Source organism: Ruegeria sp. BE9, from assembly GCF_056538765.1.
Window position 1 is genome coordinate 753812 of sequence record NZ_JBQFTS010000002.1, and the last position, 25724, is coordinate 779535.

Annotated in this window: 22 protein-coding genes; 13 read left to right on the forward strand and 9 right to left on the reverse strand. The window is 52.0% G+C overall.

Annotation, left to right across the window (positions count from 1 at the left end; translation table 11 throughout):
• Positions 1 to 775 precede the first annotated feature (775 nt).
• Positions 776 to 1465, forward strand: coding sequence for a DUF6629 family protein (locus tag ACR0EO_RS10370; protein ID WP_480689543.1), 690 nt, complete (start codon positions 776 to 778; stop codon positions 1463 to 1465).
• 359 nt (positions 1466 to 1824) lie between these two features.
• Here ACR0EO_RS10370 and ACR0EO_RS10375 read toward each other — a convergent pair whose 3' ends face one another.
• Complete coding sequence (locus tag ACR0EO_RS10375) at positions 1825 to 2808, reverse strand: zinc-dependent alcohol dehydrogenase family protein (RefSeq protein WP_480689545.1); 984 nt, start codon at positions 2806 to 2808, stop codon at positions 1825 to 1827.
• Positions 2809 to 2915: 107 nt separating this feature from the next.
• On the reverse strand, positions 2916 to 3443 hold the full coding sequence (locus ACR0EO_RS10380) for a universal stress protein (RefSeq protein WP_480689547.1): 528 nt from the start codon (positions 3441 to 3443) through the stop codon (positions 2916 to 2918).
• A gap of 511 nt (positions 3444 to 3954) precedes the next feature.
• Here ACR0EO_RS10380 and ACR0EO_RS10385 point away from each other — a divergent pair.
• Together ACR0EO_RS10385 and ACR0EO_RS10390 are read left to right on the forward strand one after the other, a co-directional pair.
• The gene (locus ACR0EO_RS10385; RefSeq protein ID WP_480689549.1) at positions 3955 to 4458 is read left to right on the forward strand and encodes an Hsp20/alpha crystallin family protein; all 504 of its coding nucleotides are present in this window, start codon (positions 3955 to 3957) and stop codon (positions 4456 to 4458) included.
• Between the two features lie 221 nt (positions 4459 to 4679).
• Positions 4680 to 6272, forward strand: coding sequence for a trypsin-like peptidase domain-containing protein (locus ACR0EO_RS10390; protein ID WP_480689550.1), 1593 nt, complete (start codon positions 4680 to 4682; stop codon positions 6270 to 6272).
• On the opposite strand, the gene ACR0EO_RS10395 is transcribed toward ACR0EO_RS10390, so the two are convergent.
• Together ACR0EO_RS10395 and ACR0EO_RS10400 are read right to left on the reverse strand one after the other, a co-directional pair.
• Positions 6273 to 7889 carry an MFS transporter gene (locus ACR0EO_RS10395; protein ID WP_480689552.1) on the reverse strand — a complete coding sequence of 539 codons (1617 nt, stop codon included), beginning with the start codon at positions 7887 to 7889 and terminating at the stop codon, positions 6273 to 6275.
• A gap of 43 nt (positions 7890 to 7932) precedes the next feature.
• On the reverse strand, positions 7933 to 9153 hold the full coding sequence (locus ACR0EO_RS10400; protein ID WP_480689554.1) for an APC family permease: 1221 nt from the start codon (positions 9151 to 9153) through the stop codon (positions 7933 to 7935).
• 441 nt (positions 9154 to 9594) lie between these two features.
• On the opposite strand from ACR0EO_RS10400, the gene ACR0EO_RS10405 reads away from it, so the two are divergent.
• Positions 9595 to 11199 (forward strand): Na/Pi cotransporter family protein, encoded by a 1605-nt coding sequence (locus ACR0EO_RS10405; RefSeq protein ID WP_480689556.1) that lies wholly within the window; start codon positions 9595 to 9597, stop codon positions 11197 to 11199.
• A 160-nt stretch (positions 11200 to 11359) separates the two neighbouring features.
• The gene (locus ACR0EO_RS10410) at positions 11360 to 11767 is read left to right on the forward strand and encodes a c-type cytochrome (RefSeq protein WP_480689558.1); all 408 of its coding nucleotides are present in this window, start codon (positions 11360 to 11362) and stop codon (positions 11765 to 11767) included.
• Here ACR0EO_RS10410 and ACR0EO_RS10415 read toward each other — a convergent pair whose 3' ends face one another.
• On the reverse strand, positions 11768 to 12940 hold the full coding sequence (locus ACR0EO_RS10415; protein WP_480689561.1) for a cation:proton antiporter: 1173 nt from the start codon (positions 12938 to 12940) through the stop codon (positions 11768 to 11770).
• 199 nt (positions 12941 to 13139) lie between these two features.
• Between ACR0EO_RS10415 and ACR0EO_RS10420 the strand changes: the two genes are divergently transcribed.
• The 3 genes from ACR0EO_RS10420 to ACR0EO_RS10430 all read left to right on the forward strand — a co-directional run bounded on the left by ACR0EO_RS10420 (position 13140) and on the right by ACR0EO_RS10430 (position 14848).
• A complete protein-coding gene (locus ACR0EO_RS10420) occupies positions 13140 to 13589 on the forward strand; it encodes a phasin family protein (RefSeq protein WP_480689563.1) in 450 nt (149 codons plus the stop codon).
• Between the two features lie 57 nt (positions 13590 to 13646).
• Positions 13647 to 14054: a universal stress protein gene (locus tag ACR0EO_RS10425; RefSeq protein ID WP_480689565.1), complete on the forward strand. Its 408-nt coding sequence runs from the start codon at positions 13647 to 13649 to the stop codon at positions 14052 to 14054.
• Positions 14055 to 14140: 86 nt separating this feature from the next.
• Positions 14141 to 14848 carry an IS6 family transposase gene (locus ACR0EO_RS10430; RefSeq protein WP_480689567.1) on the forward strand — a complete coding sequence of 236 codons (708 nt, stop codon included), beginning with the start codon at positions 14141 to 14143 and terminating at the stop codon, positions 14846 to 14848.
• A gap of 107 nt (positions 14849 to 14955) precedes the next feature.
• Here the strand turns inward: ACR0EO_RS10430 and ACR0EO_RS10435 are convergent, their stop codons facing one another.
• The 3 genes from ACR0EO_RS10435 to ACR0EO_RS10445 form a co-directional block, all read right to left on the reverse strand.
• A complete protein-coding gene (locus ACR0EO_RS10435) occupies positions 14956 to 16221 on the reverse strand; it encodes a flavin monoamine oxidase family protein (protein ID WP_480689569.1) in 1266 nt (421 codons plus the stop codon).
• Positions 16222 to 16349: 128 nt separating this feature from the next.
• Positions 16350 to 16613 (reverse strand): hypothetical protein, encoded by a 264-nt coding sequence (locus ACR0EO_RS10440; RefSeq protein WP_480689571.1) that lies wholly within the window; start codon positions 16611 to 16613, stop codon positions 16350 to 16352.
• Complete coding sequence (locus ACR0EO_RS10445) at positions 16610 to 17815, reverse strand: aromatic ring-hydroxylating oxygenase subunit alpha (RefSeq protein WP_480689573.1); 1206 nt, start codon at positions 17813 to 17815, stop codon at positions 16610 to 16612. Before ACR0EO_RS10445 ends, ACR0EO_RS10440 begins: the two co-directional genes overlap by 4 nt.
• A 464-nt stretch (positions 17816 to 18279) precedes the next feature.
• Between ACR0EO_RS10445 and ACR0EO_RS10450 the strand changes: the two genes are divergently transcribed.
• The 5 genes from ACR0EO_RS10450 to ACR0EO_RS10470 all read left to right on the forward strand — a co-directional run bounded on the left by ACR0EO_RS10450 (position 18280) and on the right by ACR0EO_RS10470 (position 23055).
• The gene (locus tag ACR0EO_RS10450) at positions 18280 to 19389 is read left to right on the forward strand and encodes an extracellular solute-binding protein (RefSeq protein ID WP_480689575.1); all 1110 of its coding nucleotides are present in this window, start codon (positions 18280 to 18282) and stop codon (positions 19387 to 19389) included.
• Between the two features lie 87 nt (positions 19390 to 19476).
• Positions 19477 to 20619, forward strand: coding sequence for an ABC transporter ATP-binding protein (locus tag ACR0EO_RS10455; RefSeq protein ID WP_480689577.1), 1143 nt, complete (start codon positions 19477 to 19479; stop codon positions 20617 to 20619).
• Positions 20620 to 20669: 50 nt separating this feature from the next.
• Entirely contained in the window at positions 20670 to 21578 is a 909-nt protein-coding gene (locus ACR0EO_RS10460) for an ABC transporter permease subunit (protein ID WP_480689761.1), read from the forward strand.
• The gene (locus tag ACR0EO_RS10465; RefSeq protein WP_170329873.1) at positions 21579 to 22421 is read left to right on the forward strand and encodes an ABC transporter permease subunit; all 843 of its coding nucleotides are present in this window, start codon (positions 21579 to 21581) and stop codon (positions 22419 to 22421) included. It begins immediately after the preceding gene.
• A gap of 1 nt (position 22422) precedes the next feature.
• A complete protein-coding gene (locus ACR0EO_RS10470; protein ID WP_170329874.1) occupies positions 22423 to 23055 on the forward strand; it encodes a TetR/AcrR family transcriptional regulator in 633 nt (210 codons plus the stop codon).
• A gap of 24 nt (positions 23056 to 23079) precedes the next feature.
• On the opposite strand, the gene ACR0EO_RS10475 is transcribed toward ACR0EO_RS10470, so the two are convergent.
• On the reverse strand, positions 23080 to 25539 hold the full coding sequence (locus ACR0EO_RS10475; protein WP_480689579.1) for a GcvT family protein: 2460 nt from the start codon (positions 25537 to 25539) through the stop codon (positions 23080 to 23082).
• Positions 25540 to 25724: the final 185 nt, after the last annotated feature.

Here is a 25724-nt window from a genome sequence, read left to right on the forward strand (position 1 = left end):
AGCACACTAGACGGCCCGAAATAGCGCAAACGTGCGAAGCCCAATGACCGCATCCTCTGCAGGGCAGACGTTTAACTAAATCTGTGAAATTACTAAACCGCGCTCAAAGCGTGCCTTCCGAAACGAAAATCGCGCAGCACAGCGACTTATGTTAGAATTTGTGATGTTATAGCCCGACAAAGTGTCAAAATAAGCCGCTAACCTATGTTCAGCACGCGTGGTATCCTCCTAATTGGAGAACTCTTTGGATTGCAATCCCGCCCCGCAAAAAGCCGTCCATGTTCTCGATTCTCATGCGACTGCAACTTGTCCTTTCTGCCGCGAACAGCGGATCGTTTCCTGCCACGACCTAAAGAGTTCAAGCCGAGCGATTGATGGAACCGCTGAATGGGTTTATGAGCTTTGCAAAAGTATCAAGAGAAAAGTGACACCTAGCCAACCGCATACGTAGTCGAATGCACTAACGCTACTCAATCAGCTTGAAATACGAGTATCGGCATTCCTTGATACGTCGAAAGAAAACAAAAAGACACTTAACTTTTTAACCAACTTCTTCGCGGACCCGGTCACTGAGATCGTCGATGCTGAACAACCAACATTCAGCTGGCTGGTCCGATTTGATTGGTCCAAATTTACCTGACAGCAACGGTTCCTAAATGGTTGGCGAGACAACTCACAATGCGCCCTTTAGGCGGCACAACGCAGTACTTCGGAATGATAAGTGTTCTTTGCTTCAACGACTTCAGCTATGTAAAATGGTAGAGGTGGTCTGACCATGTGTTTCTCATCACAAGCCAGTTTTGTAGCCGGTGCAGCGATCATTGCCTGCAGTGGTCTTACGATACGTTTGGCGTTGCAAATGGGCGAACGATTTCTTCCGTTAGCCAGCTTTCCACTTTTCTTTGGGATTCAGCAATTGTCCGAAGGCTTCTTGTGGGTGTCCATTGACAACCCGTCGGCGAACCCTTCTTCGGCAGCTGCGTTGACGTTTCTCTTCTTTGCCTATTTCTTTTGGCCGTTTTGGGTTCCGCTGTCCGCGGCTTCGATCGAAAGTGACCGACGTCGCAGGCTCATATTCCAAGGGATTTGCGGAATTGGTTTTTGCCTTGGCTTGTTGCTTTACTTGCCAGTGTTGTTGTCACCAGAAAACCTAGATATTTGCCTCGTTCAACACTCCATTCAATACGAAAACATAGAAACGTTCCCGTCCGAAACTACGAGGAACTTTGCACGTGTTTTATACGCTTTGGTGATCTGCGTTCCGCTTGTGGGATCGAGCGATAAAGGCTTACGGGGTTTCGGGTATCTAATTGTCGTTTCCGTTACTTTGGGGTTCTTCTTTGCTTCTCATGCCTTCACGTCAATCTGGTGCTTCGTTGCGGCTGGTTTGTCTGCCTATATCTACTTCGTTCTAAAGTTTCACTACTGGGAGATAGACCGCTTAGGTGGGGCTGCCAAAGGTTGAAGGACATTTTGAAAAATGCGTTTAAGTGCGGACAGGGGGCTTTCGCTGGTTTAGCGCATGAGTAAGCGATTTCCTTTCAACGGCTTCAATATTATCCCCCAGATCACTTGTCTCACCGTGATGCCGTACGTTTGGTTCCCGATATCGCTTCTAAACGTCGAGGTCTTTATGCAAGTGCTTGGCATCGAACTTTGCTGTGAAACTGTCCGCTTCCGGTAGAACCGTGTTGGAACGATGTTTGCGTTAGAAATCCGGAGAAAACGGGTTCAGGAAATGAGCATTGCACGGCAGTTTTCGCTGACTGCTTTGCCTGTTCCGGAACTCAGGCTGTTCACGTCGCACAAATGCAGGCAGAAGGTCTAAGGTACAAGCACCGCTGCTCCTTGCAGCTTGCCTTCCCGAAGGTGATCAAGCGCGTCGTTGGCTTTCTCAAGAGGATAAGGAATTACTTCCGTCCGAACACTTGCAGCTTCAGCAAGAGGAAAAAATTCTCTGCCATCCTGACGCGTAAGGTTTGCGACGGAGGCTATTGATCGCTCTTCCCAAAGATCGGCGTACGGGAAACTAGGAATATCGCTCATGTGGATTCCCCCACAAATGACACGGCCTCCCTTGCGCACAGACTTTAACGAAGCAGGTACCAAAGCTCCGACTGGGGCGAAAACTATTGCGGCATCCAATGGTGATGGCGGCGTCTCCGAAGAGCCTCCTGCCCAACATGCGCCAAGGTTTCGCGCAAAGTCTTGCGCGGCTATGTCGCTATCTCGAGTGAAGGCGAAAACTTCAATACCCTGATGTTTCGCTATCTGGCAAAGAATGTGTGCAGCGGCGCCGAAACCATAGATGCCAAGTGTCTGGACCTTACCTGCGAGTTTTAAACTTCGGTAGCCGATTAAGCCCGCACATAGGAGAGGTGCCAGGGAAACGGGGTCAGCTTTTTCGGACAATGGGAAAACAAACTTGGCATCAGCGACACAGTACTCGGCGTATCCTCCATTGATCGTATAGCCAGTAAACCCAAGGTGATAGCACAGATTTTCCCGTCCTTCGAGGCAATAAGAGCAATTCCCACATGTACGCCCGAGCCAGGGCACACCAACGCGCTGCCCTTCTTGGTACCCTTCGACATTGGTCCCCAATCTTTCGATGCAGCCAACGATCTCGTGCCCAGGGATAAGCGGTAGCTTTGGTTCAGAAAGATCGCCGTCAATAACGTGCAAGTCGGTTCGACACACGCCACATGCCAGGACTTTGATAAGCACCTGGTTGGCGGCGGGTTTCGGGGTCGAAACATTTCTGAGTTCCAGTTTTGAGGCTGCATTGCCAAAAACCATTGCTCGCATAGTTTTTTTCCTCCGGATCTCCGTTGTTGCCGACATTGCAGCAGCGCATTGCAGAAATTCTGAATGCGTCGGTACCACAGAATAGTATCCGGTCCGTTTGCTGTATTTTAGCGTACAGTAATTACCGTGCAGCATGCACGCTGATTAACTTTTTGCGAAACGCTGCCTTGAAAGATCCGTTGAACCCGGCCCAAGCCGCGGTGGCCGATAACTATTGTGTCTGCACCGATTTCACTGGCCATTTTTAGGATGCCTTCATCGTAATCCCCATTGTTCACCCGTGTCGAAACGCTCTTCGCGCCTGCATCCTTCGCGCGCCGCGCCGCTCCATCAACGATTTTCTCGCCAATCACTGTGATGATACGCTCTCTGTCTGCGCGTGACAGGGGCCCTGAAAATACCGCGTCAATATTGGATGGAATGTCGCCCAAATGAAGCTTCACATCGCTTTTGACTTGCTGAACCAAGTGCTCAACCTCAGTCATGCGGCCCAATTCTTCAATGCGAGCGCCATGTTGAAGGACATGGCCGATAGTCATTGGCACATCCAGTCTGAGCGCTAGGTCTGTGGCGAATTCAACGGCACGATCGGCTGTTTCAGAGCCGTCAGTTGCGACCAAGATATTCGAAATCATGGCTTCCCCTCCGTTTTGAAAGGCCAAGATTGACGGGTATCAGAGGAAGGCGCATTGATGCAGGTCAATAGCCTCAGTGAACTCGACTGAGATTATTGAAAAGGCAAGCATTCCAAGCCCGGACGCGAGCTCTTGATGAAATGATCGCGGTGGCCGTCCCAGAGACCAAGAAAAACCAAAGGGAGCCAAGATCAGCAAAACGTAAATCAGCGCCAGATAAGGCCATTTCATATGGTTTTGCCCCACTGAGCTAAAGGTAGGCAACTCGGGCAGATTTAGAATAAACGCTAAGCTGACCTGGGGTTCCGATCAAGACTACTAAGATTGGTGTTAACTCCAGCACGACCTGGCAAGTTTGTTGGTCGACGGTTCCCGTTTCTGTTCGTTCAACCGGTGCGAGCGATCTGGCGACGGATGAGGCTGCATGCTTGCGCAAGATCAAGGTCCTTGACCGCCTTTTCTGTCATAATGTTGCGCGCGCGAAATCAGACCAAAGAAGGAGGCTCAAAAAATGCTAGAAGACAAAAAGTCCCCGCAACTTTTCACTGGAACGCATCCGCTCTCCGACAACTTTCGGCGTGAAATGGAAACCCTGATGTCGCGTTTTTTGGGGGGAGGATCACTTTTCCTACCAATGGAAACGGCTGCGCAACGCACGGGATTTCCGTCTCTTGACATGACAGGTGCGATTTCACCGGCAATCGATGTCCAAGAAACGGATTCTGCGATTGTCCTTACGGCTGAATTACCTGGGCTCGAAGAGGATGATGTGGAAATTGAAATCAAGGATCGCAGGCTAGTCCTGCGCGGTCAGAAGAAGATTGCGTATGATGAGACGAGCGATCTGCGTGTCAGCGAAAGAAGCTATGGCAGCTTTTCCAGAGCCATGACGCTGCCAGACACTGTGGAAATCGAAAAGATTTCCGCAACATTCGACAAAGGCGTTCTGCATATCGACATGCCGAAGACTGAGCCTCACGATCCAAGTCGTAAGATCAAGGTATCGTCGAAATAGACGGTCTGTTGGCTCGATACGGGGCTTGAAAATGCGAAAGCAGAGGGCCGATCATGGATCGGCCTTTTTTGAGTTGCGGCCTGATAGATGTTTTTTTGATTGAGTCCGGGCGGACATCGCAAGCGTTTGTATAAATGCGTTTTTTGTACATTCGCACCGGGCCGTGGGTTTGGTGTTGCAGCGTGGTAGAATGCCCTAGCGCGTTTGGATAGGGGGCCATAATGCAAAAACCAGAAGCGAGTAGCATTACGTTCTCTGGGAACAGTGGTGAAGGTGAGGTGCGGGCCTTTCTGGAGAGCCTGACAGGTCCATCGCGCGGAAACGTGAACTGGCTTGTCGATAAAACCCTAACTGTTTCAGTTGACGATGGAAGGGTGCTAAGCCTTCGACCTAGGGATGACCTGCCTCCTCATGATAACGATATTGCCACCCTACAGTGGGCTGACGACGGTTACACGATAACCGCGGCAGCAGGGCGCAATGTATGGGTAAACGGGCAAAATGCCTCATCTGCGTCTCTTAGGCATGGCGACATGATCGAGTTCGGCGAAAAGGGCCCTATGTCTCGATACAGGTTGTGCGATCACTCTTTTCCCGCACACCACACAGTCGAAGATATCCTCAGTGACGCATATGCTTACACCCGAACGAGCCGTCGACCTTTCGCCAAAAAGATGTCTGGTGCTCTGCGCGATAGTGGGCGGCGGCTGGCGTCTCAGACTACGATACTGTTCAGGATCACAGTTCTTGCAACGCTTCTTGTGATCGCTGGGTTTGGGTATCTACTTTACCAAAACGACCGGCGCTTGGCGGATAGTATTGAACAGGAGGCCCGCAAGATTGAAGCGGTCGCAGTTATGCTCGCTCAGACGCGAGAAGACGCGCTTACGCCTGATGACTTGGCTTCGTTGCGGAACGCTTTTGAGAACCAGGTCTTGTCGACCGAGCAGCGTCTTGGAACCTTGGAGCAACGGGCGGGGGCACCCACGCGGGTGATCGCTGCCTCCACTCGATCCGTCGCTTTTCTCCAGGGGGCTTATGGGTTGCGCCACGTGGAAAGCGGGAAGATATTGCGGCATGTATTGGGACCGAACGGAGAAAACCTGAAAACTCCATTCGGCCAGCCTTGGATCGAACCGGATGGGACCGGCGAACCTGCAGAATTTCAGTTCACCGGAACCGGGTTTTTGATTGCTGGTGTACCTTTGATGACCACCAATCGCCATGTTGCTTTGCCTTGGACTTCGGGGAACCGAGAGAAAGCACTGAGTGACGCTGGTCTTGAGCCTGAGATGTTAAGGATGCTGGCCTATTTGCCTGATCAAACGGAACCAATAGAGGCGCGTTTGGTTCGATTCAGCGAAGCGGCAGACTTGGCGATTTTAGCAGTTGAGCCAAGCCGCGTTCAGGACCTCGGAATTCCTTTGGCAGATGCCCCGTCTCGCGTAGGTGAAGAGCTGTATCTGTTGGGGTATCCTACGGGTTTGAAAGCTTTGATCGCGCAGGCCGGTCCGGGCTTTTTAGAGGAATTGGATGCAGAAGGAACGTTGAACTTTTGGTCGATCGCGTCCCGGCTTTCTACACAAAGCAAGATACACCCGCTAGCAAGCCGAGGGATTGTTGCGCGGACAAGTGGGAGCGCCATCGTTTATGACGCCGAGACCACGACCGGTGGGAGCGGGGGGCCAGCATTGAATCGGCGGGGCGAAGTTGTTGCCATCAATGCTGCGATCCTGCCCGAGTTTGGTGGCTCAAACATCGGCGTCCCGGTCTCACATCTCAGAGCTCTGCTGGCAGAGGTCGAAAGCCAGTGATCATTCGCTCGTTCGGAAACGCGAGTTTTGAACAAAGAACACTGTGACCAGTGGAACGATCACCGAGATCACGGCCACGGAGATCAGCAAGTATCCAAGTTGACTGTATTCCGCTGTAGACGTGACCTCACCGGTCTCTGGATTTGTGACAGCGCGTGTGACGACGTATGCTTGGTTGAGGTACTTGGTGCTGAGGCTGCTGGCCGACAAAGCCATGTTTGTGAACGATGCCATCACCGCGAAGAAGGTCGCTTTCAACTGAACAGGGGCATTGCGTGCGATCCAGGCCAACATCGGGACCATGGCAATCTGCCCAAGCGGGGACTCAACAGCGGTGTCGAGAATGGCAATGAACCTTGCGTCGACAACTCCGCCGGTACGCGCCGCCGTCCATTCATGCACGCCGTAATATAGGGCGAGGTTGGGCAGGGCGAGAACGCCCGCGGCGATCGTCAACAATACCACCACATGCGCAATGGAGCGGTTGGCCATAAATGGCCGGAGAACGATTAACCCCAACAAAGCCAGCAGCGAAGTTAATAGTGCCAGGATTGCCAGGAACTGTTCATCGAACCCCAGTTCATCGATTTCAAACCAAGTCAGGCCTGGCCCCGGCAGAGGCACGGCACGGAATACAAAAATGATTGTCGCTGTCCCGATCAAGGCTTTGGCTTGGGCTGGTTCCAGCTCCTTCAGTAGACGCGACATCAGGTACAGAATTACCGTCAAAGAGATTGCAAAAACAGTCTCTTGCGCAAATTCGAAATCAGCGGTCCCCAGCGCGATGCTAAACACAACGAAAGCGAGACCGCCGAGCAATATGGACCATTTGACTTCGGTGACTTCATCCGGTGTGTGGGGCGGGTGACCTCGCCTGGCAAGTTGACGCTGGATCAAGCTGTGAAGAACGACCCCGCTGATCGACAACACCGGAATTGCCAGAGCTATCAGGTATACTTGGCCATAAAGCGCAAGGCGTTCGGATTTTAGCAGTTCTTCGGTTCCAGAGAATATCCAGATGTTTACAGCCGCAACCGCCGCAAACCCGGAAATGATCGAGACTCTTCCCAAGGTTTGCATTGTTGTGTGCTGTGCACGGGTTTCTTCAGGCGTAAACGGTAGGCCGTGCTGGTCAACCTTTGGGACCGCCTCAACCGTCATGGCGTCAGCAACCACGTCCTGAATGGCATAGCCCGAAGGCGCCAATAGCAGCGCGACGATATACCAGTCTTCCAGTGGCATGATGGATGCCATTTGCGCAGGCGCGGTCACAAGCCCATACATTGTGAGCAGAGACAACGTGATAAGGGATGCGCCGAACAGGATCAGCAGTGACTTCCAGCGCCAGAACAGGTCCACGACATGGCCAAGCGGCATTTTGAGGATCCAAGGGATACCGGCCCAAAATGCAAGTCCTGCAACAAAAGAGGCGGATAAATCCAGATAGTCTTTCAGAAAAAAAGCGCCAACGACCGAGGTCAGGCCAGACACGCCGGCCGCAAAATAGACCATCAATGGCGGCAAATAGGACCATTGCAGCTGCTGAACCAGATCCACAAACGTTCTATGCCACCAGGCCGAAAGTTTTGATCCTATGGAAGCTTGGTCAGTCGTCATATGCTGTGGCAGTTCGCTGAGGCCTATGGTTCGTTGTATCTAGTTAGAGAAATCCAGATCCAAAAAGCAATGCGCTGGTGATCACCCCAAGGATCGGTACCACAAGAGGAACACGGAAGTGCTTGGCGGCCTCGTCCGGCTTCATCTTCAGCAGGATCAGCGAAATGTTGACGAGCACAAAGACGCCGAGAACGATCTGAGACGTACGCTCTGCCAGCGTACCAATCGGTATAGTTTGGGTCAGCAAAACGATGATCGCCACGACCAGTAAAGTAGCGACAACTGGTGTCTGAGTTGCTTTCGGGACAATCGCCAGAACCTTTGGCAAATGGTCACGGTCCGCCAGGCCGTAGATTACCCGCGAGGCCATGATCATCTGGATCAGTACTCCATTGACTGTCGCCACAATCGCGACTGCGGAAAAGCCCTGTTTGATCACTTCGGGTGCGTTTGAAAACACAAGCGCGAGGGGCGCTGCAGATGTCGACAGAACATCGATCGGAACAACAAGTAGAACCGTCATTGAAGTTCCCAGATACAACACGGTCGCCAGAACGAGCGTTAGTAAAATCGCTTTTGGGATCGTGCGGACGGGGTCTTTGACCTCTTCTGCGACATTGGCCATGTCCTCGAAGCCAACAAATGCAAAGAATGCGAGGAGTGATGCCGCGAAAATGCCTCTCCACTCGTCGATTTCAAGCGGGGGAAGCATCGAACTGATCTCGTATCCCTGTGGATCCTGAATCGACATACCCCAGCCCATCACAAAAAGAAGGCCTGCGATCTCGATGATCGTAATGACAGCCGCAACAAAGACCGACTCAGTGATCCCCCAAAGCGCGATTAGACCCATGATCAAAACGACGCTGATGGTCAAAACAGGGATCGCAAAACCAGTTAAAGCGTGCAGGTAAGACGCTGCGCCAATTGCAACTGCAGAAGCGGAGATAACGCCCGAGGCTGCCACTGCAAGCCCAACGAAAACCGCCATCCATCTTTTCTGAAATCCCGCCTCAACATAGGCTGCTTCACCTGCGCTGACAGGAAATCGAGTTGCGAGTTCTGCATACGAAAGCGCGGTGAGAGATACGACGAGCGCAGCTACAACGAACGACAACGCCGCAAACGGTCCGGCAATGTCTGCTGTTGCACCGACTAAAACGTAAATGCCCGCTCCGACCGTTACCCCAAGGCCATAAAGCGTGAGCAACGGGGTAGTAAGCGCCCGTCTGAGTTTCTGTTCGTTTGGATCAACAGAGTTCATAAGCGATTTCCAGCAACTGCCCATTCAGAACGTCGTCAGTGGCGTCCTTTCCAGTTTTGTCCGCGATTGGCGGAGCGGCACGATCCGATGGTCAAAGCTGGACCGAATGCCTTGCTCTCAACGTCTGGGCGCATTGGGCGCCAATCAACTAACTGGGGGCTCGCCACCATTTCTGTCGAGCCCCCAGTGGGTGGAACTTCCACTCCTTCAGAATTCCGTTCACCTTTTGTGTTTGCATGGGGACAGACCGGTGAACGTAGAACACGCTGAAACATTCGTATTTCACTATGTGATTCCTGTTGGTGCTTTGATCTATGTCAATCAACACGCGGTCGCCGGTCTGCGAGGCTGAATCCCAACTAACTGTCATTTTGTCGCCGGACTTAAAGACAAAGCAAACATGTCAGGCGGTTTGAGATTTTGGGTGGAAGGCAATTCGTGATGCTCTGGAACCTGTTACCAGCCCTGGGCGGCATCGGCCTGTTCCTTATCGGCATGCTGTTGATGACGGACGGTTTGAAGGCTTTGGCAGGGGCGCGACTGCGAGATATTTTGGGTCGGTTCACGTCGACACCTTTTACCGGGGCGGTAACAGGTGCGGTCACGACAGCTGCGATCCAGTCTTCTAGCGCGACGACCGTTGCGGCTGTTGGATTTGTCGCGTCTGGCCTGCTCACTTTTCCCCAAGCGCTTGGGATCATCTTTGGGGCTAACATCGGAACGACTATGACAGGTTGGCTCGTCGCGCTCTTGGGGTTCAAGCTGGACCTGGGGCAAGTGATGTTACCCGTTGTTTTTGTTGGGGCTTTGCTGGCGCTTTCGGGAACAAAAGCGGTTTCCGGCCTTGGGCTGGCGTTGGCTGGATTCAGCTTGATTTTCATTGGGATCGAGCAGCTCAAGTCCGGGCTTGACGCGTTTCGCGGCGTAGTTACTCCTGCCGATTTTCCGCCAGATACACTGCTAGGCAGGTTGAAGCTTGTATTGATAGGCGTCCTGATAACGATTGTGACGCAGTCTTCGAGCGCTGGAGTCGCGACAGCATTGGCTGCGTTGAGCGCTGGTGCTGTGAACTTCCCTCAAGCGGCGGCGCTCGTCATTGGAATGGACGTGGGGACAACTTTCACCGCTGTTCTAGCCACTTTGGGCGGAGGCACGATGGCGCGTCGCACCGGTTTTGCTCATGTGATCTACAACGTGATGACAGGGGTAATGGCATTTTTTCTGCTGGGGCCGTTTACTGCGTTCTTTGTGAGCGGGACGGGGGCTGGAAACTCTCTGGCTGCGCTTGTCGCGTTCCATAGCTTCTTCAACGCCATAGGCGTGGCACTGATCTTGCCGTTCGCGAAGCCCTTCGCCAGATTTGTCGAGGCGCTCGTACCCGACCGAGGTGCTGAGTTAACGAGATCTTTGGACCCTCTCGTCCTCTCGATGCCGGAAATAGCTGTGGATGCAGCAAAAGCTGCAGTCAAACAAATTGTAAGGGCCGAAGTGGCTCACCTTCGGTCATGTATGGGGGTATCGCAGTCAAGCGGAGCCGATTATGGGCGGGATAACATTGAGACTGCTGTATCTGAGGCGCGCTCGTACCTAGACAAGATAGAATTGTCCAGCAGGTCCGGCGCAGAGATATCCAGCATCAAGGGTATGTACCATGTCCTCGATCATCTTGACCGGCTGCTTTACCGGTGTAGCCAAGATGATCGGATAAGCGAGTTACCAAAAGACCGGCGTTTGAAACGGCTTGCTTCGGTGATGATTGCAGCAACTGATGGTTACTTGGAAGTCGACAATCCAGTGAAGTGTGAAAGTTCGCTGAACCGCGTTCGCCGTTTTATGCGGCGACAGAGGAAACTTCGCAGAGACTTGCTCATCTCAGACGCTGCAACTGACAGTCTGCCGGACGACGTCGTTTGGGCTCGGCTGGATGCGCTCAGATGGCTGCATCGTGTGTCTTATCACCTCTGGCGAATTCGTTGGCATTTGAACGCATTGGAAGGAGTGCCGTCTGGGCGCAAGGGTGGTGAGGTCAATGACGACGTGGCGTAGTTGGAGGCTGGCCTTGATTAGATTTGACACGTGCTCAAGCGCTATTCGACCTAAACGCCAATCTTCGTGCTGAAGGGTGCAACATGAGCAAGGTTAAAGAAGTTTCTTAAGGATGCGCATTAAAAAGATCTGCATCCGGGGCAGCTAATTGGAGGAGCGTATGCAGATTGTTCGCGGGATTTTACTGGCACTGTTCGTCACGGGGCCCTTACTAGCGCAGGAGGTCAGCGTCGATGAGGGACTTGACTTGTACCGGACGTATTGCTGGCAATGTCACGGTTTCGAAGCAACCGGAGACGGGCCAATGGCGGAAATGCTGGCTATTCGAACACCTGACCTCACCAAATTGGCAGGCGAAAACGACAGTGTGTTTCCGATAGATCGTATAGCTGAACAGATTGACGGCCGTTCGCAATTGCTCGCCCATGGGGGCGAAATGCCAATCTTTGGTGCGGTGTTTGAGACAGACCAACAAATTGCGGTGGCTTTGCCTAGTGGGCAACCAATGATGGTAGGCCTGCCGTTGGCGAATTTGCTCGCCTTTCTTGAATCGATCCAATCTGAATAGTCATGGACCAATCGGTTCATCCGTGTCAGCCGTTCGTCTGATTGACATGAGAGTCAGCGGCGGCCCCAACACCTCGAAGGCAACTGTACTGGCTAGGGTAAAGGCCATGATCGACGCGACCCAATCCGGAAATTGCTCTCCGGCGACAAGAGCCATTCCGACCGCAACACCGGCCTGTGGTAACAAAGCGGGGCCGAACCAACCGGTCTGACGGCGAGGCAGGCCGCCAAGTCTCGCTCCGTAGTAACCTCCGACAAGGCGGGCCACGGCGCGCAAGATCAGGAAAAGTGCACCAGCCCAACCCATCAAACCGAAGGCTTCAATATCTAACGTGGCACCCGCCAACAGGAAGAACAGGATCATGAATGGCCACTGAATGTGCTCGATCTCATGAAAAGCACGGTCATGATGGCGGGCAAGATTCCCGATAGCTGCGCCCGCAACCATGCCTGCTACCAAGAATGAAACCTCCAGCCAAAGCGCGAGGCCCGCTGTCAGAAAGACTATACCCACTGCTTCTGCCTGCATCGGCTCTCCCGGTTTCAAGCGGCCGGTCAGGTAAGCGGATGGCACGCCTAGTGCGAAACCCAACACAATAGCCCCTCCGAAATCCCAAATCGCTGTGGTCGTGACTGTGGCCCAACCGCCCGAGTGACCGGCCAGAACCAAGGCGATACTGAAAACGATCAGACCCCAAGCGTCATCAATTGCGACGACGCCCTTTAATGTCTCGGTGAAGCTGTTGGACACCCCAGATTGATTGATCACGTCTGTCATGGCGGTCGGAGCTGTAGCCGTAGCAATTGCCGCCAGCACCAACGCCAACCCGAAGAGTACGCCAATTGCGGTCAGTCCAGCAGACACAATAACAAGGGTTGCAACCACGATTGAAATAGAAATCGTAAAGATGGCTCGACCATGCCGAACCAGGTTCTCGCGGGTCAAAGAACCTCCAAGAAGAAACGCGACCATCGTCAAGGCCACAATGGAAATCTCGTCGAACCACATTGCAACGTCGAGTGGGATCAAACCCATTCCGGCGTTCCCTGCGATCAGACCGAGGAAAAGTAAGGTTGTAGCACGAGGAAGATGTGTGGCCCGGCCAAGTTGGTCAGCCGCCAATCCGGCAAGGAAGAGGATGCCAAGGGTAATCAGAAAGCCGGCAATGTGCATAGAAAACCAAGCGTTAAATTCTTGTCTAGACTACTCTAACTCCAACACTGCCTGCTAGGAACCGGTGTCGGAGAGAATGCGAATGTCCCGTCGCAGCCTAAGCTGAAGATCCTGAAAATAGGGATATTGATCTGTATTAAGGCGAAAGCGCGCAGCAGGTGGCACAATTGCTCATTTAGGAAATGAGGAGGAATTTTCGATGCCGACAAAGAAATCTAACACAAATAGCCCGACCTCACTTTTGGATGTTTTCAAGCAAATGCAGCCGCCCATTTCTGGCAATCCGGCCTTCGGTGCCCAGATCGAACAATTTTGGGACGCACAAGAAAAAATGCTCGAAGAAACAGAGGCCTTTGCGCAGCATTGGTTCGAAAGGCGTCATGAGGCGGTCCGGACGGCTCTGCAAGCTGCACGCAATGTGTCTTCCGCCAACCCGTCCGATCCATCGAAAGCCCTTCAGAGTATAGCGGAATGGCAGCGCCATTCGGCTGAGCGGTTGGTTGCTGACGCGCAGGAATGGTTCGAAACCGTGTCCCGTTGCGCATCTTACGTCGCTGAAACCGAAGCTGAAACTGTTGAGAAAACGGTCGATGATTTTGCAGCCGCTACAAAGAATGCGGGGAGATCTTCAAAGTCTGAGCTCGTGTAGGTTTCCTGCTGCCGAAAAACCAACCTGAAATCATCGGAACAGTAGACAGGAGGTCAAATGTACAAGAATATTCTGATCCCGGTTGCTCCGGACCAAGACCACGACACACAAGCGTCCTTCGAGGCCGCACGCCATTTGGCTGATGCGGACGCTGTATTCACCGTTATTCACGTCCAAGAGCCTATTCCGGCGTATGTAGGGTCTCAAATTCCAAGCGAAGTGCTAGAAAATACGCGGCATGAGATCCTGGAAAACCTGCATCATACTGCCTCTGAAATTCCAGGCGCGAAGGCTCGACTCATCTCTGGGCACGCGGGCAGGGCGATTGTCGACTTCGCAAATGAGAGCGACGCGGATTGCATCGTTTTAGCTTCGCACAAGCCTTGTTTCGAGGATGTATTTTTAGGTTCCACTGCGAACAGAGTTGTGCATCACGCCAGGTGTTCTGTTCACGTAATTCGCTGAGCCAAAGCTAGCGATGCGAGATCTTGAGGGTGTCTTGTCAGATTAACTTTGCTTGAGCGGGGAGGGCGGTTGCGTAGCTTTTGTCCATGACCAGACCTGCCTCTTTCAAGTACTTCAAAACCAGCCCCGAGATCATCCGCCTTTCGGTGATGCTGTATATCCGTTTTCCGCTTTCGCTTCGAAACGTGGAAGATCTATTGTACGAACGTGGGATTGAGGTGAACCACGAAACCGTCCGATTTTGGTGGAACAGGTTCGGCCCGATGTTCGCGTCAGAGATCCGAAGAAAGCGTGTTCAGCAATTGCGAGCATACTCAAAATGGAAGTGGCACCTCGACGAGGTCTTTGTGAAGGTGAATGGCAAGCGGCATTGTCTTTGGCGGGCCGTTGATCACGAAGGTGAGGTGCTGGAAGCCGTTGTCACCAAACGCCGAAACAAAGCTGCAGCACTGAAATTCCTCAAGAAATTGATGAAACGACATGGTTGCACCGATGAGATCGTGACCGACCGTTTTGCATCGTATCGGGCCGCTCTCAGAGAGCTTGGTGCTACGAATAAACAGCAGACGGGCAGGTGGCTCAACAATCGGGTTGAGAATTCACACCTTCCTTTCCGACGACGCGAACGCGTCATGCAACGTTTCAGGCGCATGCGAAGTTTGCAGAAATTCGCCGCCGTCCATTCCTCCGTCTACAACCACTTCAACCAGGAAAGATCTCTCATCAGCAGAGTTACCTTCAAGCTAAAACGCACCGCCGCTCTCGCCGAGTGGCTCGAACTCGGTGCGGCATAAAGGGCAGCTATACTGGCCTAGCTGAGACTGTTTCGAATTTGTCTGACAGCACCTGTTCGATATTCTAAGATTGTTCCACTTTCTGGAAAAAGTTGATTGCTAGTTGTTCAGCGCAACTGCGCCAATACATCTTCCGCGGCCCTTAATCCTTCCAAGTGGGCTCCACTGACCGAGCATTGTTGGTTGGGATGCGTCGCTTCACCGGCGAAATGCACCCACTCGGCATGAGGCTGGCGTAGGACAGCGCGCTGGTTGTGGCCTCCTGGCTTGGCTCCAGCGTAAGAACCAAGCACATAAGGTTCATTTCGCCAGGCGGTGGCATGGCCTTTGATGAAGGCTTTTCTGACTGTCGTGCCAAAGAAGCCAACCAATGTTTCGAGCGCGTGTTCTATGGCGCTTTCAGGTCCCGCGTCTTGCAAATGTCTGGAAAAGCTTCCAGAGCTTTCAAAGCTGGTTAGGCTGGTGTTTGAGATGTTGCAAAGAAAACCGCCTCCTCGGGCTACCCCATTGGCGTCGGGTTCTAAGTGGTATGTCAGCCAAGTATCGGGTTGCACTGGCAAAGCTCCGGGGCGGAAAAGGAGGCCAGCGTGATTGTAGTCTCCCATAGTGATGAGCTCGAGCGCTGAGCGTCGGTCGGATTCTAGCGGGGGATCAAAGTGGATGATGTCTTCGGCTAGGACACCGACGGAGACTGTTACAACTACGGTTCGAGCTTTGATCTTGCCAGTAGCCGTAGTTATCTGCACGCCTTCAGTGAGAGATTTTATTTCTGTGACCGGAGTTGCAAGTTTAATTGGCAGCCCCTGTGCAGTGCACGCAACGAGGAGTCCGAAGCCTTCGCGGCAAAACCAATCGTCGCCACCTTCCCATGCACTGATGTCTCGCAGCGATGTATCCGGCAAATCTCTGGCAATTGACAACGCGAATGTCATCGCTGCCGTAAACGACCAATGCCCTTTGTTCTGCCAAATGTCTTCTAAGGACCGGTCTGTTGGAATTCCAGTGCTCGCTTCAATTTCTGCGTCGATGCGCGCCGCCTCGGTTATCGCGGTATGAATTTCATCGACTTCGTCCCAAAGAACGGCATCATCCTCCAAACCAAATGTCTTCGCGTTGTCGGGGGCGGCATAGAGATCAAGACCAAGTGCGAGACCAGGGGCTTTCAGAGCATTTACATGTTCGGTGTGCATCCAGTGCGCACCAATGTCGAACGGGACACCGAAGATTTCCGTATCCGTGTGTGTGCGCCCCCCGACACGGTTAGATGCCTCGAGGCAGACAACTGATAGTCCTGCCGCCTTGAGAGCACGAGTAGCTGCAATTCCTGCTGCTCCGGCGCCAACGACAACGACGTCAAAGTCATGAACTTTCAATGTTTTCGCTCCAACAATTAGAGTGACCTGTGAGACAATGTTCGGTGTAGGCTTTTTGCTTTCTCAGCATCGTGAAAATTTACAAAGTTCTGAATTGTCCAAGGATTTTGTCGTTTGCGCGGAAGCAGTCATTGGTTGTTTCTTGAGCTTAGATTGCAAACGAGTTCTGGAATTGAAACGCCTTCGTATCTAGCCAGATCAAGCGGATCTTCCGTGTCAAACTTGCTGCATCTTCGGTAAATCTCCAACATCTCAGTAGAAAGCTTGCCGCACTTAAAAAAATACATCGCTGCAGCATATCTTGTGGCGCCAGAGCCAGGCGTTCCGACTGTCGCCGTCAGGAACTGCCTTTGAACTTCTGCTTCCGCCGCTTTGGATTTACGTTTGGTCACGATTTCGGCTCAGCGGACATCGCATCATTCAGCGAGGCAACTTCATCTTCTCCAGGCGCTGATTCAGAGTTGTAGATTGGCAGAATTTTCCTGAGATGGTCATGATGGGAGCGGACGCCGTACTCCAGATCAGAAAGATAGAAGCCCTCGAAAGCCTCTGAAGCCATGGCTTCGTTGGACCATATCGTCAGCTGAATATCTTCTTCTACAGTTTCCCGATCAATCCGAGCGGCAAGGTACCGTGCCGCCTTTTGTTGGCGGTCTTCGTTCGCGTTTCGGTATGTCGCGCTTCGAAGAATGGACTTTTCTGTCGTGACGGGAAACTCTTGATAAAACAGGGTTGTCTCAGGTGTGACAGCTATTACCGCATTTGGAAAAATGCCGTAGTATAGCCAAGTTTTGTGCAAGTGTTCAGGGAGGTGAGGCTGTGGCTTTGTGAATTTCTTGTAGTTGCGAACGGCCCACCTACGGCCCTTCGTCGGAGTGAATTTTCCATCAGAGCGTGAGACGCCGTCGACATAAGGTTCGTCTGAATAGGTCGAGCCATATAAATCCTGAAGGGCAGGGTGCGCGAGAGGGACATGATACCCTTCGTTGTCGACATCTCTGATTGATTTCCAGTTTACGGGCGTCTCCTCCGTCCAGATTCCGTCCGTGGGAACATGTTCGGCCATTTTGTAGGCAGAGACTTCCTGTTCAATTGGGGCTAGCAGTTCTGCTACCGATGGCTGGGGCCCAGGTTTGAAACGGACAAAGACAAAACCCTGCCAGATTTCCATTTCGATTTCCTTCAGACCAAACTTGTGCTTGTCTAGATCGGGAAAGGACTCCGGTTGAGCGGCGCCGCGAAGCGTTCCATCAAGATTGTAAACCCAGCCGTGAAATGGGCAGACCAGAGCGTTTGAACATTTTCCTTGTTCTTTGGACACAAGCCGAGAGCCGCGATGACGACAAACGTTTAAAAAAGCGCGGATGTCCGAATTGCTGTCTTTCAAGATCAGGGCACGTTCGCCGCACATGTCGAAACACAGAAAGCTACCGGGTTCCGGAATATCCGAAACATGGCATGCTATTTGCCAATGAGTTTTGAAGAGTTCGCTCTTCTCGAGTTCAAGGAGGGCAGTGCTGTGATAGCACCACCCGGGCAACCCGCGTCGGTCCCAATTTGCGGGAATTTCTGTTTTTCTGGCTTCGTCACGCATTGGAACAATCCGCATTGGTTTAGTTTGGTCAATTAAGGTCTCAGCTGGGGCAGAATCCAAGAATGATGAATTTAACCTTACTGGATCAGCCACCTTTCGACTGAGTGTAGGTGTCGCCCAAATTGACTTTCTCGTCAACTTTTTCTGACTGAATGATCATTCAGAATTTCGTTCTCAACCACTCCTGCGAGGCTTCTCTGCCCGATGATTTTCGAAATACACGCATAAATTAGCTGAATGTATAATGATTTGTAGCGATATGATCAAAGCTCACTCCGCCAAGCTTGACAGCGTAGATTTCCGCAGACTACCGTTCTGAATGACCAGTCAGATAAATATATGGTGGCTGGGGTATGGGGTGCAAAGTGATAACGCCCGCAACGAAGGCGCGATCATTCGAGAAGACAGACTAGTAAACAAAGCAAGACAAATTCAGCCACCACTCAGTGAGAGGAAGCGAAGTTATGAACTCAATCAAAAAAATCGCCGGAATTACAGTTTTAGCAGCAACTGCTACTGCAATTTCGGGATCGGCTTACGCGCAAGAGCGTGTGTTGAAGGTTACGAATTGGGGAGAATACATCGCTGAAGACACAATCGAGAACTTCGAAAAAGAATACGGTATAAAGGTGATTTATGACCCGTATGACTCTGCCGAAGCAATTGATGCCAAGCTACTGGCGGGAAACAGCGGATATGATGTGGTTAGTCATGCCGGCAGTGATACCGCTCGGCTTATTAAGGCGGGTATTGTTGCGCCGCTGGATATGTCGAAGCTGGACAACATTAAGCACATCGACCCGGCGATCATGGAGCAGTTGTCAAGTGAATGGGATCCGGGCAACCAACACTTCATTCCATACATGTGGGGAACGCACGGCGTCACGTACAACGAAGAATTAGTGAAAGAGACGTATCCAGATGCCCCCATCGGCTCGATGGATATGGTTTTCGATCCTGTTCACATGAAAGAGTTGTCCAAGTGTGGCGTTTCATTCCTGGATTCTCCGGGCGACATCATTCCGATGGCTTTGGCGCATATGGGCCTGGATGCGAACTCCACAAACAAGGAAGACTATGAGAAGGTTGGGGAGATGCTGGCGGAAATCAGGCCATACATCAAAACCTTTGATAACTATGCGTATCAGCGGATGCCTCAGAAAGAGTTCTGTGTCTCAACCACATGGGGCCCTGATGGTCTCCTTGCCATGTCTGGCGCAGCTGAAGCCGACACTGGTGTCGTGCTAGACTTCTTCCTGCCCGAAGGTGATCGTACAGCGCAGCTTTGGATAGATGGGTGGCTGATCCCGGAAGACGCCGCGAACAAAGAAGACGCACATCTTTTCCTGAACTACATGATGCGGCCCGAAGTTGCGGCCAATGATAGTAACTTCACCTGGTATGCGACCGCGAACCTGGCTGCAAAGCCAATGGTTGATGAGGCTGTCACCTCCAGCCCAGCCGCGTTCCCAACATCAGATCAGGTTGCCAAGATGTATACGACTGCGGTTCTTCCTCCCAAGGTCGAGCGTTTGCAGACGCGCACCTGGACTGACTTCAAGGCTGGAAATTGATCCACTCACACTGGCAAGTGCAGTAGCGGTTCCCACCGGATCGCTACTGCACCCTCCAATCCATACTGGCAGACTGCGAGGCCCAAATTGACTGTTTCCACAACTGTCAGTGCAGCACCTTGGCTCGAGCAAAAAGAGCAGCAACCCTTAGTTCAAATCAGAGGTGTAACCAAGAAATACGGTGAAGTGACCGCCGTCGATAACGTCGATCTGGACATCTACAAGGGAGAGTTATTCTGCCTTCTGGGTGGATCTGGATGCGGAAAGTCGACACTGCTTAGAATGCTTGCGGGGTTTGAGGATTTGAATGCGGGCACGATCACGATCGACGGTGTTGATATGGCCGATGTGCCAGCCTACGAACGTCCTACTAACATGATGTTCCAAAGCTATGCGTTGTTCCCGCATATGACCGTCGAAAAAAATGTGGCCTTCGGGTTGGAGCAGGACCATGTCCCCAAGTTCGACTTAGCGGATAGGGTTCACGACATCCTTAAGCTCGTTGAGCTTGAAGATTTCAAAAAGAGAAAACCCAAGCAATTGTCTGGAGGACAACGTCAGCGGGTCGCGTTGGCGCGGGCCTTAGTCAAACGCCCCAAGCTGCTGCTCTTGGATGAACCTTTGGCTGCGCTTGACAAAAAACTGCGTAAGCAAACGCAGTTTGAGCTCGCAAACATTCAGGACAAAGTCGGTGTCACGTTCATCGTTGTGACCCACGATCAGGAAGAAGCAATGACCTTGTCCTCGAGAATGGCTGTCATGGACGCGGGTCGTTTCAAGCAGATTGGCACGCCAACAGAGATCTATGAGTTCCCTGAATCCCGCTTTGTCGCCGATTTTATCGGATCAGCAAATATTTTTGAGGGCAGGGTAACCGAGGACGGGGCGGATCATGTTCGGGTCGAGACTGAGTTCTGTGAGGTTTTTATCGATCATGGTCATTCAGTGAAGGTTGGCAGCAAAATCTGGGTCGCGTTGAGGCCCGAGAAAATTCGACTTGAGAAGTCGGATGTGGCCGCTGAAGGCTCTAATCAGACATCGGCGGTCATCGACGACGTTGGCTATTTGGGAGAGACATCTATCTACAAGGTAAGGCTTCCCAATGACGAAGTCTTCGACGTCACCATGCCCAATCAATCTCGTCCGACGCATGCCACACAGCGAATAACTTGGGAAGACAAGGTGAATATTAGCTGGGATCCGTCTAGCGCCATGTTGCTCCACTCATGACCGATTTCACGGAGGATATCTCCGAACCACTTGCGGTTGAACGACAGCCCATGCTCCGTTTGGTGATGCGGCGCATACAAAATAGGTGGCGTCAGATCGTTACCGTTGTGCCGTTCCTCTGGCTGCTCGTTTTCTTTCTAGCGCCGTTCTTTATTGTCGCCAAAATAAGCTTGGCTGAACTCGCGATTGCAAGCCCTCCTTTCACCAGTTTGATTGAGTGGACAGGCGATGGGATCATGACGATCCGTCTGGTGTTCGACAATTTTATCTACATCTGGGAAGACAGCCTATATTTTGACACTTACGTCAATTCTCTCAAGATTTCAGTGACCTCCACGTTCTTGTGCCTCTTGTTTGGTTACCCCATCGCCTACGCAATTGTACGATCGGGGCCAGTCGCGAAGCCGCTATTGTTGTTTGCTATAATTCTACCGTTTTGGACGTCCTTCCTATTGCGTGTCTACTCATGGATGGGCCTGCTTGCGGATCAAGGCACGATCAACAATCTTCTGATAGCGATAGGTATAATCGACGAGCCAATCCGCATGCTGTACACGGAATTCGCCGTCTATATCGGGATCGTTTATACCTATATGCCATTCATGATCCTGCCGCTCTACGCGAATATGGAGAAGTTGGACAACAGTCTGAACGAAGCGGCTGCCGATCTTGGGTCCCGGCCAACGAACACGTTCTTCAAAATTACTTTGCCGCTGACGATGCCCGGTATTGTCGCTGGTTCGTTGTTGGTCTTCATCCCTGCGACCGGGGAGTACGTTATCCCCGACCTTTTGGGGGGCGGGAACGTGCAGATGATTGGTCGCGTTCTCTACAACGAATTTTCTAGAAACAGTGACTGGCCTGTTGCTGCCGCGGTGGCGATTGTTCTGCTGTTCATTTTGGTGCTGCCCATCATGGTGTTCCAGCACTACCAGGGCAAAGCATCGGAGGAGCAATAAATGTACGGTAAACGCTCCCGCTTTTTGACCATCATGCTGACCTTGGGGCTGGCATTCTTTTACATCCCTATGATCCTATTGGTCATTTACTCATTCAACTACTCCAAACTCGTACCTGTTTGGGGCGGATGGTCCTTGCGTTGGTACAAGGAGCTTTTTCAATCTGCCGAAGTCTGGAGTGCTGTTTCACTCAGTCTTCAGATCGCCGTAGTGAATGCTACTTTTGCGACAGCGCTCGGCACGTTGGCTGGACTGGCTATGGTGCGCTTTGGGCGGTTCAAGGGGCGGACGTTGTTTGGTGGTATGTTGGTCGCTCCTTTGGTGATGCCCGAGGTGATAACCGGATTGTCCTTGTTGGTTTTCTTTATTTCCCTAAACCAGTTGATCGGATGGCCGGCGGAACGTGGTTTTGCGACGATTACGATCGCGCATATTACCTTTTCAATGGCTTACGTGGCGGTGACAATTCAGGCGCGTTTGACCGGCGTTGGGCAAACTTTGGAAGAAGCGGCTGCCGATCTTGGAGCAAAACCGTTTAAAGTTCTGACTGCAATCACGATTCCACAGCTGACACCAGCCCTTATTTCCGGCTGGCTATTGGCGTTTACTCTGTCTCTCGATGACCTGGTCATAGCAAGTTTTGTTACTGGACCAGGCGCAAATACCTTGCCAATTTTGATCTTTTCGCGCATTCGACTAGGCCTCAGGCCGGATATTAACGCGCTGGCGACCATCATGATCCTCGTGATCGCCATTTGTGTCGCTATCGCAGCTATTGTTATGTTCCGGCAACAAAGGGCGGATTTGCTGGACAGGCAAATGGCTGAACGAGAGGAGAGTTAAATTGGAGACGCATGAGCTTCAGAAAAAACGACGCACCGAACCTCCTGAAGTTCGTCGCTTGCAGTTGATAATGGCGGCCATCGACTCGATCTCAAAGCGTGGATTTTCTGACACGACGCTTAAACATGTGACCGAAACTGCCAATCTGTCCCATGGCGTTGTGAACTATCACTTCGACAGCAAGGAAGCACTGTATGACGCTGCGCTGGGTTTCCTTGCACAAGAACACTATGAGAATTGGCTAAAATCTTACGACGCCGCGAAACCTACAGCCGCACATAGGCTGGCTGCCATCATTCGAGCGGATTTTGACAAAAGCATCTGCACCCACAAGCGCTTGGCTGTCTGGTTTGCTTTCTGGGGTCAAGCGAAGTATCGTCCCAATTATCTGAAAATACATAATAAATATGACAACGAAAGATACGATCGAATTTTGCAACTGTGTGGTGAATTGATCGCCGATGGTGGTTACGACGATCTCGATCCGGAAAAAACAGCCCGGGCTGTAGAGGCGATGTCTGATGGGGCCTGGCTCAGCTTGATGTTGTATCCCAAAGTGGCCGATCGTCGGGAATTCAGGGATGTTTGCATGCTTTCGCTGTCGCGGTTTTTTCCAAAACACTTTCCGGTTTGAAATACAGCACCGAACAATAATGCATCAGCACTTTGTCTTGCGCATGTCGGGGTCATAAAGCGGCTTTAACGAGGCGGTAGCATCGTATTTCTCGTCGGCAATTTCGATCTGCCACTGCCCCGTTGCGACTACGTCTGCAGTCAACGGTTCGCAGATCTCTGCAAAACCAATACCGACAGCAGCTCCGAGAGCATGCCCATATCCGCCAACCTGAATATATCCGACTTCCTTGCCGTTTAGATAAATCAACTCGTTGCCGTACATGAGAGGCTCTGGGTCTTTGAGCAGGAACTGCAACATTCGGTTTTTGGGCGCGCCTTTTGCTTTGATCGCGGCTAGCGCTTCCCTGCCGATGAAGCCACCTGGTTTGTCCAATTTAACGGCAAACCCAAGACCGGCTTCAATCGGGTTGTCTGTGTTGTCCACATCAATTCCGAAATCACGATAGGCTTTCTCCAGCCGCAGGGAGTTAAGGGTCTGCATTCCAGCATTGCGAACGCCCAAATCACGACCTGCATCCATAATCAGATCATAGGTCTGTACGGCCTGGGTGGCCGGTACGTGAAGTTCCCAGCCGAGTTCGCCAACAAAAGTTACGCGATAGGCCACAACTACGGCATACCCGATGTCGATTTCACGCGCCGTCATGAAGGGAAAACCTTCGCCCGACAAATCAGCACCGGATATTCTGCTCAATAGTTCACGCGACTTTGGGCCGTGAACGTTGATTTGGCAGCGCCCTGCGGTGATGTCAGTGATAACTACGTTCTCATCGTCCAGAATGTGCCGTCGCATGCGCATTTCTGTATGGCCCGCCGAGTTTTCACCCACGATGACCCAGAATTTCTGATCGGATAGTCGGGTAACTGTGAGATCAGCCTCAAACCCACCTCGTTCGTTTACCCAGGCTGTGTAGACGACGCGACCGGATTCAACATCGACTTCATTGCAAGAAAGGCGAGAGAGAAGGGAGCATGCGTCCGGGCCTTCGACGCTGAAACACGCCATTGATGTCATGTCCATTACGATGACATCCTCACGTGCTGCTCGGTGTTCCTCAGCGTGCCAATCAAACCAATTTTGGCGATACCAACTGTATTTGTCGACCTTAGCCTCTTCGGGAGTCGGAGCGAACCAATCAGGTTGTTCCCATCCATTTCCTTCGCCAAAGAAGGCTCCGGCCTCTTTGAGGCGGTCATAGAGCACTGAACGCTTCACGTTCCTCGCCGTTTTGTAGTTCTCATTGTGGTAGTGCTGGCCAAAGAGTTTTCCGAGCAACTCAGGTGTCCTGTCGCGTCGGAAGGCCGGTGTCGCCATTTCACGAGAAAAACGATTGACGTTGATGCCGGTGACATCGATTGGCGGTATGCCGTCCACCATCCAATGAGCCAAAACCATGCCTGTGCCCGCGCCGTTCAGGATGCCAAGTGAGTTCATCCCACATGCAACCCAGAGATTGCGCAGTTCAGGCGTCGGGCCAACAAGCGGAGCAAGATCGGGTGTAAAACTTTCCGGTCCGCAGAATAGTTTTTTGACGCCGTAGTTCATGGTGTTAGGCACGCGCGAATAGGCCTTCTCCAGGTCGGGCCCAACACGTTCCCAGTCTGGTTCAATCTCTCCGAATTGCCATTCATCCGGGATACCATCGAGCTTCCAAGCCGCGGCGCCGGGTTCAAAAAGCCCCAACATCATCCCACCGACTTCTTCACGGTAATACGTATAGGTGGAGGGGTCTTCGAGAACGGGCAGATCGCGGGGAAGGTCCGGGATACTCTCCGTTATCAGATAGTAATGTTCAGCTGCCTGGAGGGGTAGATTTACACCGTGTTTTGCACCCAGTTGGCGAGACCACATGCCACCACAGATCACAACGTTTTCCGCTGTTATGGTGTGACCACTTGCGGTGCGGACCCCTGTCGCGGTGCCGTTACTGGCCAAAATCTCTTCAACCCGCACGCCTTCGTAGAAACGTGCGCCTCTGTTTTTGGCTCCCTTGGTCAGAGACATTGTCACGTCCACAGGGTTAGCCCGACCGTCCTCTGGAATAAGGAATGCTCCAACGACATCTGATAGGTCCCCAATAGGGAACAAATCCTGCGCTTCTTTCACCGAGACTTCATGATTGTTTATCCCAAAACGCCGCATGAAGGCTGCGACACGGCGCATCTCGTGCAAGCGTTCTTCATTGGTTGCAATTTGCAGATACCCAACGTCGCGGAAACCTGTGGAGATCCCGGTTTCCTTTTCTAGGTTCGCATAAAGGTCTCGACCGTGCGTGTATATGGCGCACTCAGCTTCTGACTTTAGAAGTCCAGCAACAATCAGGCCCGCGGCATGCCAGGTAGTTCCTGACGTCAGTTGTCCTTGTTCCAAAACCACAACATCGGTATGGCCGAGCTTGGTCAGGTGGTAAGCCGTGTTCGCGCCGATTGAACCTCCCCCAATGATGACGGTCTGGGCGTGCGTTGGCATGTTATCAGCCATGGCAAGACGATCCTTTCTTGGCGCTCCTTCTCTCCGCATATCAGTCATTACGTTTTCTGTCCACTGATTGAATGATCATTCAATTTGCGTTGCGCCATTAGTTTGCTTTTTGCAAAAATGCTTGTCTGAACTCGGTGAAAGGGCTTCACTGTGCTGGTGGATTGACAATCAGATCAGGGGAAATC